At 74.7% G+C, this 16244-nt stretch carries 14 protein-coding genes; 7 read left to right on the top strand and 7 right to left on the bottom strand.

What is annotated here, in order from left to right; translation table 11 throughout:
* Positions 1 to 9: 9 nt before the first annotated feature.
* Positions 10 to 684: a Crp/Fnr family transcriptional regulator gene (locus ACFU7Z_RS20245; RefSeq protein ID WP_030288117.1), complete on the bottom strand. Its 675-nt coding sequence runs from the start codon at positions 682 to 684 to the stop codon at positions 10 to 12.
* 309 nt (positions 685 to 993) lie between these two features.
* Here ACFU7Z_RS20245 and ACFU7Z_RS20240 point away from each other — a divergent pair, with 309 nt between their 5' ends.
* From ACFU7Z_RS20240 to ACFU7Z_RS20230, 3 genes are all read left to right on the top strand, one after another.
* Positions 994 to 2634, top strand: coding sequence for an FUSC family protein (locus tag ACFU7Z_RS20240; RefSeq protein WP_380778634.1), 1641 nt, complete (start codon positions 994 to 996; stop codon positions 2632 to 2634).
* 51 nt (positions 2635 to 2685) lie between these two features.
* A complete protein-coding gene (locus ACFU7Z_RS20235) occupies positions 2686 to 3186 on the top strand; it encodes a MarR family winged helix-turn-helix transcriptional regulator (protein ID WP_049659810.1) in 501 nt (166 codons plus the stop codon).
* A gap of 266 nt (positions 3187 to 3452) precedes the next feature.
* The gene (locus tag ACFU7Z_RS20230; protein ID WP_380778631.1) at positions 3453 to 4586 is read left to right on the top strand and encodes a sensor histidine kinase; all 1134 of its coding nucleotides are present in this window, start codon (positions 3453 to 3455) and stop codon (positions 4584 to 4586) included.
* A 46-nt stretch (positions 4587 to 4632) separates the two neighbouring features.
* Here ACFU7Z_RS20230 and ACFU7Z_RS20225 read toward each other — a convergent pair whose 3' ends face one another.
* Positions 4633 to 7173, bottom strand: coding sequence for an FtsX-like permease family protein (locus tag ACFU7Z_RS20225; RefSeq protein ID WP_380778629.1), 2541 nt, complete (start codon positions 7171 to 7173; stop codon positions 4633 to 4635).
* Positions 7174 to 7375: 202 nt separating this feature from the next.
* Entirely contained in the window at positions 7376 to 8008 is a 633-nt protein-coding gene (locus ACFU7Z_RS20220) for a DNA-binding response regulator (protein ID WP_380778627.1), read from the bottom strand.
* A gap of 123 nt (positions 8009 to 8131) precedes the next feature.
* Between ACFU7Z_RS20220 and nth the strand changes: the two genes are divergently transcribed.
* The 4 genes from nth to ACFU7Z_RS20200 all read left to right on the top strand — a co-directional run bounded on the left by nth (position 8132) and on the right by ACFU7Z_RS20200 (position 11884).
* Positions 8132 to 9025 (top strand): endonuclease III, encoded by an 894-nt coding sequence (nth, locus tag ACFU7Z_RS20215; protein WP_375876585.1) that lies wholly within the window; start codon positions 8132 to 8134, stop codon positions 9023 to 9025.
* Positions 9022 to 9795 carry a CoA pyrophosphatase gene (locus tag ACFU7Z_RS20210; RefSeq protein ID WP_049652149.1) on the top strand — a complete coding sequence of 258 codons (774 nt, stop codon included), beginning with the start codon at positions 9022 to 9024 and terminating at the stop codon, positions 9793 to 9795. Before nth ends, ACFU7Z_RS20210 begins: the two co-directional genes overlap by 4 nt.
* A gap of 46 nt (positions 9796 to 9841) precedes the next feature.
* The gene (locus ACFU7Z_RS20205) at positions 9842 to 11029 is read left to right on the top strand and encodes a MarP family serine protease (RefSeq protein WP_049652148.1); all 1188 of its coding nucleotides are present in this window, start codon (positions 9842 to 9844) and stop codon (positions 11027 to 11029) included.
* A gap of 153 nt (positions 11030 to 11182) precedes the next feature.
* Positions 11183 to 11884 carry a metal-dependent hydrolase gene (locus tag ACFU7Z_RS20200; protein ID WP_049652147.1) on the top strand — a complete coding sequence of 234 codons (702 nt, stop codon included), beginning with the start codon at positions 11183 to 11185 and terminating at the stop codon, positions 11882 to 11884.
* Between the two features lie 130 nt (positions 11885 to 12014).
* Here ACFU7Z_RS20200 and ACFU7Z_RS20195 read toward each other — a convergent pair whose 3' ends face one another.
* The 4 genes from ACFU7Z_RS20195 to nhaA all read right to left on the bottom strand — a co-directional run bounded on the left by ACFU7Z_RS20195 (position 12015) and on the right by nhaA (position 15878).
* Positions 12015 to 12215: a hypothetical protein gene (locus ACFU7Z_RS20195; protein WP_049652146.1), complete on the bottom strand. Its 201-nt coding sequence runs from the start codon at positions 12213 to 12215 to the stop codon at positions 12015 to 12017.
* Between the two features lie 227 nt (positions 12216 to 12442).
* The gene (locus ACFU7Z_RS20190) at positions 12443 to 13549 is read right to left on the bottom strand and encodes an alpha/beta fold hydrolase (protein WP_380778624.1); all 1107 of its coding nucleotides are present in this window, start codon (positions 13547 to 13549) and stop codon (positions 12443 to 12445) included.
* Between the two features lie 196 nt (positions 13550 to 13745).
* On the bottom strand, positions 13746 to 14222 hold the full coding sequence (locus ACFU7Z_RS20185) for a phage holin family protein (RefSeq protein ID WP_049652144.1): 477 nt from the start codon (positions 14220 to 14222) through the stop codon (positions 13746 to 13748).
* 249 nt (positions 14223 to 14471) lie between these two features.
* Positions 14472 to 15878, bottom strand: a complete 1407-nt coding sequence (gene nhaA / locus ACFU7Z_RS20180) for a Na+/H+ antiporter NhaA (protein WP_380738339.1) — start codon at positions 15876 to 15878, stop codon at positions 14472 to 14474.
* Positions 15879 to 16244: the final 366 nt, after the last annotated feature.

The following is a 16244-nucleotide window of genomic DNA, read 5'->3' as shown; positions in this document are numbered from 1 at the left end:
TCGCGGGTGTCAGCGCGAGCGGCGCGACAGCCGCTCGACGTCCAGCAGGACCACCGCGCGGGCCTCCAGCTTCAGCCAGCCGCGGCCGGCGAAGTCGGCGAGCGCCTTGTTGACCGTCTCTCGGGAGGCGCCGACCAGCTGGGCCAGCTCCTCCTGGGTGAGGTCGTGGGCGACGTGGATGCCCTCCTCGGACTGCACGCCGAACCGGCGGGAGAGGTCCAGCAGGGCCTTGGCGACGCGGCCGGGCACGTCGGAGAAGACCAGGTCGGACATCACGTCGTTGGTGCGGCGCAGGCGGCGGGCGATGGCCCGCAGCAGCGCGATGGAGACCTCGGGGCGGGCGTGCAGCCAGGGCTGGAGGTCGCCGTGGCCGAGGCCCAGCAGCTTGACCTCGGTCAGCGCGCTGGCGGTCGCGGTGCGCGGGCCCGGGTCGAACAGCGACAGCTCGCCGATCATCTCGCTGGGGCCGAGCACGGCGAGCATGTTCTCGCGGCCGTCCGGGGAGGCGCGGTGCAGCTTGACCTTGCCCTCCGCCACGACGTACAGCCGGTCGCCCGGGTCGCCCTCGTGGAACAGCGACTCCCCACGGGCGAGGGTGACCTCGGTCATGGAAGCGCGCAGCTCGCCGGCCTGTTCGTCGTCGAGTGCCGCGAAGAGTGCGGCGCGCCGCAGAACGTCGTCCACGTGCTTCCTCCTTCTCGGCCGTACGGCGGGTGGGCCGTCCGGCGCAAGTTCCGTTCAGTGTTCTGCATCACCAAGCATGGCGCATGTCGCTCCGATCATATGAGGAGGGGGTGTGTCGGGGTGTGCCGTGCGGGGCCATTCGTACCGGCGGACCACGGGTCGGGCCCGGGAACGGGAGGCCTCCGGCGGTTGTCGGTCGAACTCTTGTCCGTCCGACTCGAACAGGGAATCGCCCTCGCCGTGCGGGTGTCCGGTGCGCGGCACCGCGGACATATGTTTCACGGATAAATTACCTGTTAATCTTTTTGCATGGTCACCACCGCCCAGTTCCGCCAGGCACTTCGGGTCGGTCCGGCCGGGGACGGCTGGCACAAGCCCGCGCTCAGCGCCGTGGTCACCCTCGGCGCGCTCAACCTCACCCTGCTCGGCCTCGGCCGGCTCGACCTCGCCCTCTACACCTCGGCCGGCGGCCTGGGCGCGCTGTACGGGCACGGCCTGCCGTACCGGGCCCGGGCCCGGATGCTGGTCGGCGTGTTGCTCGGGACCGTGCTCAGCACCGGCGCCGCCCTCACCGCTGCCGCGCTGACCCGCGACGCCGCCGTCCTGGTCGCGGTCGCGGCGGTGCTCGCCGCCCTGCACAAGCTGTTCTGCGACGCCGCCCGGGTCGGCCCGCCCGGCAGTCTGATCATCACCTTCACCTCCTCCAGCTGCGCCTTCGTCCCGCAGCGGCTCGGCGAGGTCCCGCCACACCTGGCGCTCACCGCGCTCGGCGCCGCACTGGCCTGGCTGGTCTGCATGGCCCCGGCCCTGGTGCGCCCGTACGGGCCCGAGCGGATCGCCGCCGCCCGCGCCCTGGAGGCCGCGGCCCGGCTGCTGCGGAGCGATCCCGGCCGGCCGGATGCCGCCGCCCGTACCGCCCTGGTCGGCGCGGTCGAGGCGGCCCGGCAGAGCCTCGCGCTCTCCGCCCCGGCCCGGCGGCGCGCCCTCGGCGACGCGCCCGAGCGGCTGCTGGTCCGCGCGGAGGCCGCGCTCGCCGGACCGGCCCGGCCCGAGGACGCCGGGTGGTACCTCGACCGGGCTCGCGAACTCCGGCGCGGCCGTCCGCTGCCGTCGCCCGACCTCACCGAGGCGGAGGCGGCGGAGACGGAGGCCGCGGCCGCCCGCCGGCCCGGCCCCCGGCCACCGCTGCGGCGGGCGCTGCGACCGGGTTCGGCGCTGCTGCCGATCGCGCTGCGGGTCGCGGTCGGCTGCGCCGCCGCCGGGTGGCTCTCGCTGGCGCTCGGCGTCGGCCGGCCGTACTGGGCGGTGGTCACCGCCGCCTCGGTGTTCCAGGCCAACAGCACGCTGTCCTGGCAGCGCGCGCTGCAGCGGGTCCTGGGCAACCTGCTCGGTCTGCTGCTGTTCACCGCCGCGCTGCCCGTCGCCCACTCGGGCCCGGTGGCGCTGATCGGGCTCGGGCTGCTCTGCCAGTTCGGGGCCGAGGCGACGATCGCCCGCAGCTACTGGCTGGCGACGGTCTTCGTGACCCCGATGGCGCTGCTGATGACGGAGTTCGCGGGCCCGCAGCCGGCCGGGACGCTGGTCGCCGACCGCTGGCTGGACACCTGCGTCGGCGCGCTCACCGGCCTCGCGGCCTGCCTGCTGGTCACCAACCGCCGCACCGCCACCCGGCTGACCCACGCCCTGGCCGGAGCCGAGGCCGCCGGCCACCGGGCCCTGGCCGCCGTCTCCGCCGTCTCCGCCGCGAGCGCCCCGGAAGCGCGCGCCGCCCGCACCGGCCTCGCCGCCGCGCTGCTGGAACTGCGCGAGGCCACCGACACCGCCGCCGGCGAGTGGCGCCGCCCCGCCCTCCCGCACCAGCGCGCCGCCGCCACCGAGCAGCGGTCCCACCACCTGCTGGCCGCCCTGCTGGAACGCCGCGGCCGAGGGGACCAGCCGGACACGGCCTAGGATCGACAGGGTCGAAGCCGACCGGCAGGCCGCAGAACGGGAGCAGCACGCGTGGAGGACGTCGTCGCAGGTGTGCTGCGCCAGTGGGAGCGGGCCTACCCGGGGCTGGACACCGGTCCGATCGCCGTCCTCGGCCGGATCAACCGCTGCGCCGCCCTGCTCCAGCAGACCCCCGACCCGCTCACCCGGGCCGGCCTCACCCGCGCCGAGTTCGACATCCTCGGCGCGCTGCTCCGCCTCGACCGCGAACTGACCCCCACCCAGCTCGCCCGGGAGAGCTTCGCCTCCGGCGCGGCCGTCACCAAGCGGCTGCGGCTGCTGGAGGAGCGCGGCCTGGTCAGCCGCCGCACCGACGACCGGGACCGCCGGGTCGCCCACCTCGCGCTCACCGAGCAGGGCCGCACCCTGGTGGACGGGCTGATCCAGGAGCTGGTCGCCCACGACCGCGCCCTGCTGGCCGGCCTCACCCCCGCCGAGCAGGACCGGCTCGCCGAGGCCCTCAGCGGCCTGCTGAACAGCCTGGAGGGGACGATCGGCCGCACCCCGGGCTGAGCCGACGGGCCCCGGCTGCCGGCTCGACGGACTCCGACGAAGCGTCAACGGCGCTGCTCCGGTGGGAACGTATGCTCGCGGTGCGGTGTACGGGGGCGCGTCGGGTACGAAGCGGGCTCCGTACGTCGCGTGCGGCGTGTCGAGTCGTCTACCGGGAGCTCCCCTTGGGCCACAGCGCGGACCGAACCGGCGGCGATCGTCTCCGGCCGAAGCGCCCGGGCGGCTCGGCCGACCCCCTCACGCGGCTCACCCGGGGCATCGTGGTCATGACCGCCGTCGGCTTCTGTGCCGCCTCGGCGGTGGCCACGGTCCGCAACCACGACGGTCTGGCCTACCAACTGCCCGCCGTCGCCCTCCTGTTGGTCCTGCTCGGCTTCCAGATCGGGCACGCCGGCCCGTGGCGCCTGGCGCGGCGCTGGTGGCCGTGGAGCCTGGTCGCCCACGGGGTGCTCACCTACCTGCCCTTCCTGCTCCTCGACGGGACGTGGGTCGGCATCCCCGGTTCGTTCGCCGGATCGGTGCTGCTGACCGTCGCGGCGCCGCGCTCCTGGGCGCTGGCCGCCGCGCTGGTGGTCGCCCAGTACCCGCTCTGCGCGGCGCTGGGCGGGAACACCGGCCAGTGCGTCAACGCGTCGGTGTCCGTCGTCGTGGGTGGCATCGTGGTGTACGGGGTGGCCCGACTCGCCGACCTGATCGCCGAGTTGCGGGCGGCCCGGACCGAGCTGGCCGAGCTCGCGGTGGACCGGGAGCGGCTGCGCTTCGCGCGCGACCTGCACGACCTGCTCGGCTCCAGCCTCTCGGTGGCGGCGCTGAAGTGCCAGCTCGTCGAGCGGCTGGCCGCGGAGCACCCGGAGCGGGCCCGCGCGGAGCTCGCCGAGGTGCTGGCGCTGGTGCGGCAGGCGATGGCGGACACCCGCCGGCTCTCCAGCGGCGACGTCCGGATGTCCCTGGCGCGGGAGGCGCGTTCGGCGGTCGCGGCGCTGCGGGCAGCCGGGATCGAGGTCGAGGCCGACCTGGACTGCGAGGGGCTGCGGCCCGAACTCGACGCGGTGCTGGCCACCGTGCTGCGCGAGGCGGTCACCAACCTGCTCCGGCACAGCGCGGCCCGGCGCTGCGGGATCCGGGCCGGCCGGGACGGCCTCGGCACGGTGCGTCTGGTGGTCTCCAACGACGGCGTTCCGGACGAAACCGGCTACGTGCCAGGCGAGTTGGGCGAAGGTCCGGACGAACCCGGCGGCGTAGCGCGCGAACCGGGCGGCGGGCGCGGCATCGGGAACCTCACCGAGCGGCTGCGGTCGGTCGGCGGCCGGCTGACCGCCGAGCGGGACGGAGCGGGCTGGTTCCACCTCGCGGCCGTCGTCGAGGCCGCGCCCGCCCGGTCGGCCGCCCGCGCCGCCTGACCGCGGTCCGCCTGCCCGGTACGGCGGACAGGTCCACGCGGCCCGGTCATTCGCGCATCCCCATCGCCTCGGTCGGCTCCCGCCGCAGCGCCAGCCAGGTGGTCAGCAGGACGGTGCCCGCCCCCAGCAGCGCCGCCCCGCCCAGCACCGTGGCCACCCAACTCCCGGGCGGCGCAGGCCAGGCCGGGCCGCCGAGCGCCAGGCCGACCGGGACCAGGACGGCGGCGGTGACCGCCGCGCCGAGGAGGAGCGCCACGGCGACCGTGATCCCGCCCTCCCAGGCCATCATCCGCAGCACCTGGCGGCGCGTGGTCCCCACCATCCGCAGCAGCGCGAACTCGCGCAGCCGTTCGGACGTGGCCATCACCATGGTGTTGACGACGGAGATGGCGGTGAACAGGCTGATGACGCCGAGCAGCAGCCGGGCCACCGCGGTGGCCGCCTCCTGCTGGTGCCGGCGTGCCGCGTCGTAGTCGGCCCGGTCGCTGATCCGGGCCATCGGGTAGGCCGGGGTGAGCCCCTGGAGTTCCCGGGTCACCTGCCCGGGGTCGGCGCCGGGGGCGGTGCGGACCAGTACGGTCGCCGCGAGCAGGTCCGGCAGGTGGGCGGCGGCGAATCCGGTGGGCAGCAACGCGTCGGCGAAGTGGTCCTCGCGCTCGTAGACGGCCGCCACCGTGGCGGTGCTGTCGCTGCCGTCATCCCAGCGGATCCGGACCGGGGCGCCGACGCCGACCTTGAGGCGGGAGGCCGTCCGCTGCCCCAGGGCGATGCTCTCGCCGCGCAGCCGGTCCAGCGAGCCGGCCGTCACCCCGGGGTCGAGCAGCTGTTCCAGCCCCTGCGGGTCCACGATCCGGGCGTCCGCCCCGGCGACGCCGCCGCCGTCCGCCGCGGAGCCCGAGGACACCATGACGAAGCCGGGGACCAGGCCGCCGGCCGCCGCGACGCCGGGCAACCCGCGGACGGCTTCCGTGAATTCCGTGGGCAGTCCGATGCCCCTCGCCTGGGCCACGTGGTCGGCCAGCAGCCGCCGGCCCTCCTCGGCGGCGCCGGCCTGCGCCTTGACGACCGGGACGAGCAGCATGCTGCCGTTGAAGGCCACCGCCAGCACCAGCGGGGTGACGGCGGCCGCGAAGCGGCGGGGCTGGGCCCGCAGGGAGGCGGAGGCGAGGAACCCGGCGACCGGGAAGAGCAGGCCCACCGGCCCGCCGATCACCACACCGGCGACCCGGCCGATCAGCGGCCCGAGCAGGGCCACCCCGAGCAGCAGCGGCACCACCATGCCCTCGGCCGTACCGGCCCCGTCGCGGCCGCCCGTCGAGTGGGCCAGCACCACGCCGCAGACGGCGAGCGTCGCCAGCCCGAGGCAGGCACGGAGCCGGCCGATCCGCGGCGGCGGCGCCGAGGCGTCGCGCAGCGCCCGGGTGGGTTCGACCCGGGAGGCCCGGCGCGCGGCGGCCCGGACGGCCAGCTGGGCGGTGACGACGGTGCCGCCGAGGACGGCCAGTGGGGCGGTCGGCCCGATGTGCAGCGGCACGTCCGGGCCGACCACCCCGCGGTCGACCAGTACGCCCCGCAGCAGTGCGGCGAGGCCGGTCCCGGCCGGGAGGCCGACGACCGCGGCCGCGAGGGTCAGCAGCAGCGTCTCCAGCGCGATCATCCGCCGCACCTGCCCGGTGGTGGCGCCGACCGCCCGCAGCAGGGCCATCTCGCGCAGCCGCTGCTGGACGGAGAGTGCGAGCGCCCCGGCCACCACGAAGGTCGAGACGAGCAGCGACAGGACGCCCATCGTCCCGGCGAGCGAGGAGAGGCCGTCCCCGGGCCCGGACGTGCCGGTGAGCTCCAGTTCGCCGCGCTCGTCGCCGGTGTGCACCCGGGGCCCGGACCAGTCCGCCTCGCCGTCGCGGGCCCGTGCCTCGGCGAGCGCCCGCCGGGCCTGCCCGGCCAGCGCCCGCAGGTCGGTCCCCTCCGTGACGGTGATGCCGATCGCGTCCGCGCCGGTCGTCGTCCCGGCGAGCCGGGCGGCCTGCCCGGGGCTGAAGAAGAGCGCGCTCTGGCGGGACAACTCCCTTGGCGGCGCGGCCAGTCCGGACACGGTGTAGTCGCGCGGCGCCCCGGTGGTGGCCAGCCGTACGGTGCCGCCGGGCGCGACCCCGGCGCGGGCGGCCGTCGCGGTGTCGAGGACCACCTCGTCCGGTCCGGCCGGGGCGCGGCCGGAGGCCAGCCGGAACGGGGCGAGGGCGGCGCTCGTCCAGGAGTGCCCGAGCGAGGGGCCGCCCTGCGGTCCGGACAGGACCTGCCCGTCGGCGGTGGCCACGGCCGCCGGGAAGGAGAGCTCGGGGAGGGCGGCCGAGACGCCGGGCAGTTCGGCGAGTGCGCCGGTCAGCGGTCCGGCGTCCGGGATGCGATGGCCGTGGCCGATCACGAGCGGGGCCGCGGCGTACCGTTCGGTCGGCGTGCCCGCGCGCAGGCCGGACTCCAGCAGGACCCCGCAGGCGGTGGTCAGGACCAGGGCGCAGAGGAGCGCGGTGAAGCCTCCGGCGAAGCCCGCCTTCCGGGCCCGTACCGTCCGCCAGGCCAGCTTCCACACGTGGCTCAGCCCCCCGCCGGTACGCCCTCGATGACATCGCGAGCCTAGCTCCGGGCGCTTCGGACGGAATTCCCTTCGTCGACGAAGGAAGGCCTCGGTGAGCCGCGCCGTGGGCCGTCCACGGCCGGATCCATGGGAAACGCACGGTCCGTCGCCCCGTCGACCCGTGGATCCGGTGACCCGACGCCTCCGGGTCGGCGGATCACCGGGAACGATCCGGACCCACTGTCGGCAGCCAGCCCATCTCCTCGGCGATCCGGATCGCGTCGACCCGGCCGCGGCCCCCGGTCTTGGCCACCGCGGCGGCCAGGTGGTTGCGCGCGGTGCCCGTCGAGACGAACAGCCGGGCGGCGATCTCGCTGACGGAGTCCCCCCGCGCCGCGAGCCGCAGGACCTCCGACTCCCGGGGCGTCAGCGGGTTCTCCCGGGTGTCCAGGGCGGCCAGCGCCAGCTCCGGGTCGACGACGCGCTCACCGGCGGCCACCTTGCGGATCGCCGCGGCCAGCTCCCGGGCCGGGGCGTCCTTCCCGAGGAACCCGAGCGCACGGGCGGAGAGCGCGGCGCGCAGGTGGGCGGGTCGCACCAGTCCGGTGAGGACCAGCGTCCGGCAGCCGGGGAGCTTCTCGTACAGTTCGGCGGCCGCCCGCAGCCCGTCCAGTCCGGGCAGGTCGATGTCGAGCACCGCGACGTCCGGGCGCACCTCCAGGGCGGTCGGCACCACCTGGTCCCCGCGCTCCACGTCGGCGACGACCTCCAGGTCCTCCTCGTACGCGAGGAGGGCCATCAGCGCGCCGCGCACCATGCTCATGTCCTCTGCCAGCAGGACCCTGATCATCCGCACACTCCCCCTGTCAGGTGACGGCCACGGGCGGAGTTCATTAGACAACAGGCCTTGCCAGGGCGGGTTTCCGTGCTTGATCGGCCCCGAGCGGTCCTCCGGTCGGCGTAGCCTTCGTGCATGGCAGAGAGCAAGGTCCGGAAGGCCGCGGCGAAGAAGCCGGTGGCGAGGACGGCGGCGGTGAAGACGGCGGCGGTGAAGCCGAGGAAGCCGGAATCGCACCTGGCGATGGTGCGGCGGGCCCGGCGGATCAACCGCGAGCTGGCGGAGCTGTACCCGTACGCGCACCCGGAGCTGGACTTCGAGAACCCCTTCCAACTGCTGGTGGCCACCGTGCTGTCGGCGCAGACCACCGACCTCCGGGTGAACCAGACCACCCCGGCGCTGTTCGCGAAGTACCCGACGCCGGAGGACATGGCGGCGGCGAACCCGGAGGAGCTGGAGGAGGTCATCCGCCCGACCGGATTCTTCCGGAACAAGGCGAAGTCGCTCATCGGCCTGTCGATAGCGCTGCGCGACGAGTTCGGCGGCGAGGTCCCCGGTCGGCTGGCCGACCTGGTGACCCTGCCCGGCGTCGGCCGCAAGACCGCCAACGTCGTCCTCGGCAACGCCTTCGGGGTCCCCGGCATCACCGTGGACACCCACTTCGGGCGGCTGGCCCGCCGGTTCGCCTGGACCACCGAGGACGACCCGGTGAAGGTCGAGGCGGCCGTCGCCGAGATCTTCCCGAAGTCGGAGTGGACGATGCTCTCGCACCGGGTGGTCTTCCACGGCCGCCGGATCTGCCACTCCCAGAAGCCCGCCTGCGGCGCCTGCCCGATCGCGCCGCTCTGCCCCTCGTACGGCGAGGGGGAGACCGACCCGGAGAAGGCACGCAAGCTGTTGAAGTACGAGATGGGCGGCCAGCCCGGGCAGCGGCTGCGGCCGCCGGCCGACTTCCCCGGGGAGGCGGCCGCCCGTGCGGACGCCGCCGTCCACCACGGACAGGTCGCGGACCTGGCGGTGGACGCGTGAGCGGGCGGTGCGGGCACCCCGGGCCGGAGGCCGGGGGAGTCGCGCGGGGCATCGAGCTGGACGGGCTGCCGGCCTGGCTGGAGCCGGTCCGGGAGGCGGCCGAGCGGGTGATGCCGGAGCAGCTGAGCCGGTTCCTGCCGCCGGCCGAGGGCGGCCGTCCGGCGGCCGTGCTGATGCTGTTCGGCGAGGGGCCGCAGGGCCCGGACCTGCTGCTGATCGAGCGGGCCCGCTCGCTGCGCTCGCACGCCGGGCAGCCGTCCTTCCCGGGCGGCGCGCTGGATCCGGAGGACGGCGACCCGAACGGCCCGGGCCCGATCGCGGCGGCGCTGCGCGAGGCCTGGGAGGAGACCGGCCTGGACCCGGCCGGGGTGCAGGTGTTCGCGGAGCTGCCCCGGCTGTACATCCCGGTGAGCAGCTTCGTGGTGACCCCGGTGCTCGGCTGGTGGCGCGAGGAGTCGCCGGTGCGCCCGGTGGACGCGGCGGAGACCGGCGCGGTGTTCCGGGTCACCGTCGCGGAGCTGGCGGACCCGGAGAACCGGGTGCGGCTGCGCCATCCGTCCGGGCACGTCGGGCCCGCCTTCGCGGTCGCCGGGCGGCTGGTCTGGGGCTTCACCGCCGGGGTGATCGACCGGGTGCTGCACCACAGCGGCCTGGAGCTGCCCTGGGACCCGTCCAAGGTCGTCGACCTGTCGGACGAGGCGCTGGCCCTGGTCCAGGGCGACCTCGAACACTCCCGGGTGCTGCCGGGCGGCGACGCCGACGCTTCGTGACGGGCCGCCGGCGCGTCCGGCGCGCGGGCCGTGGGAGGGTGTCCGAGTGAACGTCCTGGATGTGCTGCTGATCGCCGCGGCCGTGGCATTCGCCGTGTCGGGCTACCGGCAGGGCTTCGTGGTCGGCGTGCTCTCACTGGTCGGCTTCCTCGGCGGCGGCCTGCTCGCCGTCGAGCTGCTGCCGCTGCTGCTGCTCGACCACATCGGCCCCGGCACGACGGCCTCGGTGGTGGCCGTGGTGGTGGTGATCGTCCTCGCCGCGATCGGCCAGGCGGTCACCGCGCACTTCGGCTGGAAGCTGCGCGGGCACATCGGGCGCCGTCCGGCCCGGGTGCTGGACGCGAGCGGCGGCGCGGTGGTGAACGTCGTCTCGATGCTGCTGGTGGCCTGGCTGATCGGTTCGGCGCTGGCCGGGGCGTCGCTCCCGACGGTCTCCAAGCAGGTCCGGTCCTCGGCGGTCCTCGGCGGGGTGCAGAACGCCCTGCCCGACGACGCGCCGAACTGGTTCTCGGACTTCTCCAAGGTGCTCGCCCGCAACGGCTTCCCGCAGGTCTTCAACCCCTTCGAGCACGAGCCGATCACCCAGGTCGACAGCCCCGACCCCGCGCTGGCCGGCAGCCCGGCGGTGGCGCGGGCCCGGCAGAGCCTGGTCAAGGTGGTCGGCACGGCGACCTCCTGCGGCAAGACCCTGGAGGGCAGCGGCTTCGTCTTCGCCCCGCACCGGGTGATGACCAACGCCCACGTGGTCGGCGGGGTCAACGAGCCGACCGTGCAGATCGGCGGTGTCGGCCAGCTGTACGACGCGACGGTGGTCCGCTACGACTGGCAGCGCGACATCGCCGTCCTGGACGTGCCCAAGCTGAACGCGCCCCCGCTGGCCTTCGCGGGCGAGGCCAGGACCAACGACAGCGCGATCGTGGCCGGCTTCCCGGAGAACGGCGCCTTCAACGTCCAGCCGGCCCGCATCCGCGGCCGGATCCAGGCCAACGGCCCGGACATCTACCACCGCGGCCAGGTGGTCCGCGACGTCTACTCGGTGCGTTCGCTGGTCCGGCAGGGCAACAGCGGCGGACCGCTGCTCACCCCGGACGGCGAGGTGTACGGCGTGGTCTTCGCCAAGTCCCTGGACAGCGCGGACACCGGCTACGTGCTGACCGCGGCCGAGGTGCGCGAGGACGCCGTGCAGGGCGGCGCCGCGACCGCCCGGGTGGACACCCAGGGCTGCGCGCTCTGACCGGGGGCCGGAGCCCGGGGGAGTCGCGCCGGGCCGGAGCGGCCGATATCCGTCGCTCCGTCAGACGGCCCTGGTAGCCTCGGCCGCGCTCACCCGTTCGGCTCAACCGGGCGCCGTCCCGGGGTGGGCCCGACAGGAGGTCGTGGCAGTCCGATGATGGGTCACTCGCACGCGGTGAGCGGGGCGATGCTGTACGCGGCCTCGGCCCCCTTCCTGCCCCCGCTGCTGCTGCACACCACCCTGCAGCCCGCGGACATACTGATGGGCACGGTGCTGTGCGCGGGCGCGGCCCTGCTGCCGGACCTCGACCACCACGACGGCTCGATCGCCAACTTCCTCGGTCCGGTCTCCAAGATGCTCTGCCGCTTCGTGGCCTGGATCTCCGGCGGCCACCGGCACGCCACCCACTCGCTGCTGTTCGTCGCGCTGATGGGCGCTGGCACCTGGGCCGGGGTCACCTACCTGGGCCGCTACTTCACCCTCGGGCTGACCTTCTTCCTGCTGGCGCTCGCGATCCGGGCACTGCGGCTCTGCCCGCCGGGCGACGGCCCGGAGGCGTGGATCACCGTCATCGGCCTGGCCGCGCTCGGCACCTTCGGGATGAACACCTGGATGCCCAACTCGCCCGGCTGGCTGCCGTACGCGGTGGCCCTGGGCACGCTGGCGCACCTGCTCGGCGACTGCCTGACCAAGAAGGGCGCGCCGCTGCTCTGGCCGCACAAGGAGCGCTACGAGGTCGTGCTGATCAAGCGCAGCGGGAACAGCGTCGAGACCAAGGTGCTGGTGCCGATCATGTCGGTGGCGACCTTCGTCCTGCTCTGGTTCACCGCGCTGTCGCCGACGATCGTGAACTGAGGCGACGGTGTCTGTGACGACGGTGAACTGAACGGGCCTGTCGGGCCTGTCGGGCCTGTCGGGCCTGTCGGGCCCGCCGGGCGCTTCCGGCGCCCGGCGCACCGGCCGATGGTGGACGCGGCGCGAGGCCTCAGGTCTCGCGCCGCAGTCGTGCGCCCACCCAGCGGGCGCGCCGGCCGAGGATGCGGGGGATGCCGAGCTGCCGCCGCTCCGTGCGCTGACGGCCGTCGGGGCCGTCGAAACCGAGGTCGTCCGCCCGGTCGGGCCGGTGGGCGGAGCGCTGGGGGCTGTTGTGACGTCGGCCGCGCGGGGCGCCGCCGCTTTCGGGCATCCAACTCATACCGGAAGGGATGCCCCTGGGCCGGTGGAGATAACCGCCTGGGCCTCGCCGAAATTGGCCTATGCGGTTGTCATATGAGCGTAAAGATAGGGGAGTTGGGGCCGAGAGCCCGTCCCGTGGACCGCACGTACGGTCGCGTCCCCGCCCGGTGCGACCGTGCCCTTCCGTACGGCCGTGCCCCCGGTTCGTGCGGCCGTACCGGGCGGGACCGTACCGGGTCACTCCTTGTGGCGGCCGATCCAGTCCAGCAGCTCGGCGGTGAACTCCTCCGGCGCCTCCTCGTGCGGGAAGTGCCCGACCCCCGGCAGCAGCCGCCAGCGGTACGGCGCCGCGACGTACTCGCCGCCGCCGAGCGCGGTGTGCGACAGCAGCACCGGGTCCGCGGCGCCCTGGACGTGCAGGGTCGGCGCGGTGATCGGCTTCTTCATCCGCCGGGCGAACTGGATGCCGTCCGGCCGGGCCATCGAGCGCAGCAGCCAGCGGTACGGCTCGATCGAGCAGTGGGCGGTGCTGGGGATCTGGATCGCCTGCCGGTACGCGTGCAGCGCGGCCTCGTCCAGGCCGTTCGGACCGGTCCAGGAGGTCAGGTAGCGGCCGACCAGCTCGGCGTCGTCGGCCACCAGGCGGCGTTCCGGTATCCACGGCCGCTGGAAGCCCAGCACGTGGTCGAAGGCGGCGAACTGCCGGCGGTCGGTCAGCAGCGCGCGGCGCAGGTCCCGCGGGTGCGCGGCGGAGACCACGGTGAGGCTCTGGATGACGGACGGCCGCATCACCGCCGCCACCCAGGCCAGGGTGCCGCCGGAGGCGTGCCCGACCAGGTGCGCCCGGCGCTCGCCGAGCGAGCGGATCACCCCGGTGATGTCCAGGGCGAGGTTGCCCGGGTCGTACCCCCGCGGGGTGCGGTCGCTGCCGCCTATGCCGCGCAGGTCGAGCGCCACCGCCCGGTAGCCGGCCTCGGCGAGCGCGGTCAGCTGGTGGCGCCAGGCCCACCAGTACTCGGGCCAGCCGTGCACCAGCAGCACCAGCGGGCCGGAGCCCAGCTCGGCGATGTGGAAGCGGGCGCCGTTGGCCGCGAGGTCGCGGTGCGTCCACGGGCCGGGCTGCCGGACGTTCCAGGCCTCGCCGCTCTCCGCCGAGGTCCCGGCGGAGAGCGGACTGTTGTCCTCGGGGCCGGTGTCCTCGGGGCCGGTGTCCTCGGAGGCGGCGCCGGGGCCGCCGGGGCCTTCGGGGCCTTCGGGAGTGAGCCCGGCGCCGGAGTCAGGACCGGAGTCGGGGCCGGAGTCGGCGGACGGCTGCGCGGGCACGGGCGTCTGGTCAAGCGGCATACCGAGAGCGTGTCACATCCGCGCGTCGGACACGTGCCCGGCACTCGTTGTCGGCCGGTCCGGCGCCCGTCGACGCGGCGCCGTCCGCCCCCTGCCGTTGCCCTGCTGCTGCCCTGGCGTCCTCCTGCCGCAGCCCCGGCGGCGCCTGGTCGGTGACGGGGCGCCGGTTACCGGGTGCCGGTTGTGGGACGCCGGTTTACGGGATGCGGCCGAAGGCCCGGTCGATCTCCTCCTGGGTGGCCGGGCGCGGCCGGGCGTTCTTCAGCACGTCGGCGGTCTTCTGGGCGCCCTCGATGGTGCGCACCGGCTTCTCGATCTTCTTGAACGAGCGCCAGGCCAGCATCCCGAGCAGTACCGCGAGCAGCAGGTAGGCGCCCGCCACGATCAGGAAGGACCAGCCCAGCGACAGGCCCAGCGCGTGGATGCCGAAGGCCGCCGCGGCGCTCAGCATCGGGATGGAGAACAGCGCCACCACGCCGGCGACGATCAGCGAGACGCCGCCCGAGACGCCGCGCTTGACGTCCGCCCGGATCTCGGACTTGGCGAGCGCGATCTCGTCGTGGACCAGCGCGGACAGGTCGGCGGTGGCCGCCGCGAACAGCTGCCCCACCGAACGCTCGCCCTCGTAGGGCGCCCGGCCGTTGCTGGACGGGTCTGCGGCTCCTGCGGGCATCAGCGGTTCTCCTCTGCGGCTGTACGGCGTGACGCCGCCGCGGGTGTGCGGTTCCGGGGGCCGGTGGGGGGTCCGGAGGCGTCTGTGGGTTGTCGACAGCTCAGAATCATGCCCCTACCGGTCAGTCGGACACCACTCCGGGGCCCCGCCGGAGGGACGTGTCCCGGCGGCCGGGGCGCTCCGGAGGCCTCCCGGAGGGGTTTGCGGGGCGCTTTTCCGGAGGGGTTCTCCAGGGGGCTCCCAGGTGCCTCAGCCGGGCTGGCCGGGCCGGTCCCGGGGGCCGGGGGAGGGGTCCTGCCCCTCGTCGGTCGTCGGGCGGGCCGCCTCGCCGACCCGTGCCCGCCAGGCCGGGTCGTCCTCCTGGTAGACGTCCGGGACACCGTCCCCGTCCAGGTCCCGGTCCTCCTCCTCGCACAGCTCGCGGTAGTGCCGGTTGCGCAGCTTCAGCAGGACCGTGGCGACCGCCGCGGCGAGCACCGAGCCGACCAGCACGGCGGTCTTGGCCCGGGCGGCGAGCGCCGGGTCGTCCGGGAAGGCCAGTTCGCTGATCAGCAGCGAGACGGTGAAACCTATGCCCGCGAGCACCGAGACCGCGACCATGTCGGCCCACTTGAGCCGCGGGTTCAGCTCGGCCCTGGTGAACCGGGCGGTCAGCCAGGCGCCGCCCAGCACGCCCACGGACTTGCCGACCAGCAGGCCGATCACGATGCCGAGCGGTGCGGCCTGGGTGAACACCTCGCGCAGCTTCGGACCGGAGACGGCCACGCCGGCCGAGAACAGGGCGAACACCGGGACGGCCAGGCCGGCCGAGAACGGGCGGACCAGGTGCTCGATGTGCTCGCCGGGGGAGTGCTGCTCGTCGCCCTCCCGGTGGCAGCGCAGCATCAGGCCCATCGCGACGCCCGCCACCGTGGCGTGGATGCCGCTCTCGTGCATCAGCGCCCAGTTCACGACGGCCAGCGGCACGAAGAGGTACCAGCCGTGGACGCCGCGCCGGTGCAGGAACCAGAACAGCACCAGCCCGGCGAAGGCGAGGCCGAGCGCCCAGAACTTGATGCCGTGGCTGTAGAAGATCGCGATGATCAGGATCGCGATCAGGTCGTCGACGACCGCCAGGGTGAGCAGGAAGGCGCGCAGCGCGGACGGCAGGTGGCTGCCGACCACGGCCAGCACGCCGAGTGCGAAGGCGATGTCGGTGGCGGTCGGGATCGCCCAGCCGCCGGGGTGCCCGCCGGGGCCGGAGTTCACCAGGGCGAAGAGGATCGCGGGCAGCGCCACCCCGCAGACGGCGGCGACCACGGGCAGCAGCGCGGCACTGGGCGTGCGCAGCTCACCCGCGACGAACTCGCGCTTGAGCTCGATCCCGGCGACGAAGAAGAAGATCGTCAGCAGGCCGTCCTTGGCCCAGGTGGCCAGGGAGAGGTCGAGGTGGAGCGGGGCGGAGGGGCCGACGGTGTAGTCGAGCACGCTCTGGTAGGCCTGCGGCCAGACGTTGGCCCAGATCAGCGCGATGACGGCGGCGCCCAGCAGCAGCATGCCGCCGACCGTCTCGGTGCGCAGGGCGTCGGTGATGAAGGTGCGCTCGGGCAGTGACAGCCGGCCGAGGAACTGCCGGCGGCGGTTCGTCGGCTCGTGGACGGGCGGCTGGTCGGTCACGGGGACCTCCTGGGGCTGGGAGCGGCAACGGATGCACGGGTGGTGCAGTTGCCGACCAGACTTCCCGGCGCGCCCTGTGACGCCCGCGACTCCCGTCAGGGATCTTGATGCGTCCTTAATAGTCTAGCGGGACGTTTGGGTGACATCCGGATTGTCCTATCCAAGGACTTAAGCCCTACGGGCCGGTTCTGCACTCCGGAGGAGCAGCGACCCGGCACCCGAACGGCCGCTCTGTACCCGAACGGGTGCGGAAGCGGCGGTTGACGGAACGACCGGCGGAACGACCGGCGAGACGGCCGACGAGACGGTTGTCGTACGGCTGACGAAACGGATGGCGAAACGGCTGTGCCCCGGACGGTGATCACC

Source organism: Kitasatospora sp. NPDC057518 (assembly GCF_042802075.1).
Taxonomy (GTDB): domain Bacteria; phylum Actinomycetota; class Actinomycetes; order Streptomycetales; family Streptomycetaceae; genus Kitasatospora.
Note: the sequence above shows the minus strand (reverse complement) of the source record. Positions and strands in the feature narration are given on the sequence as shown.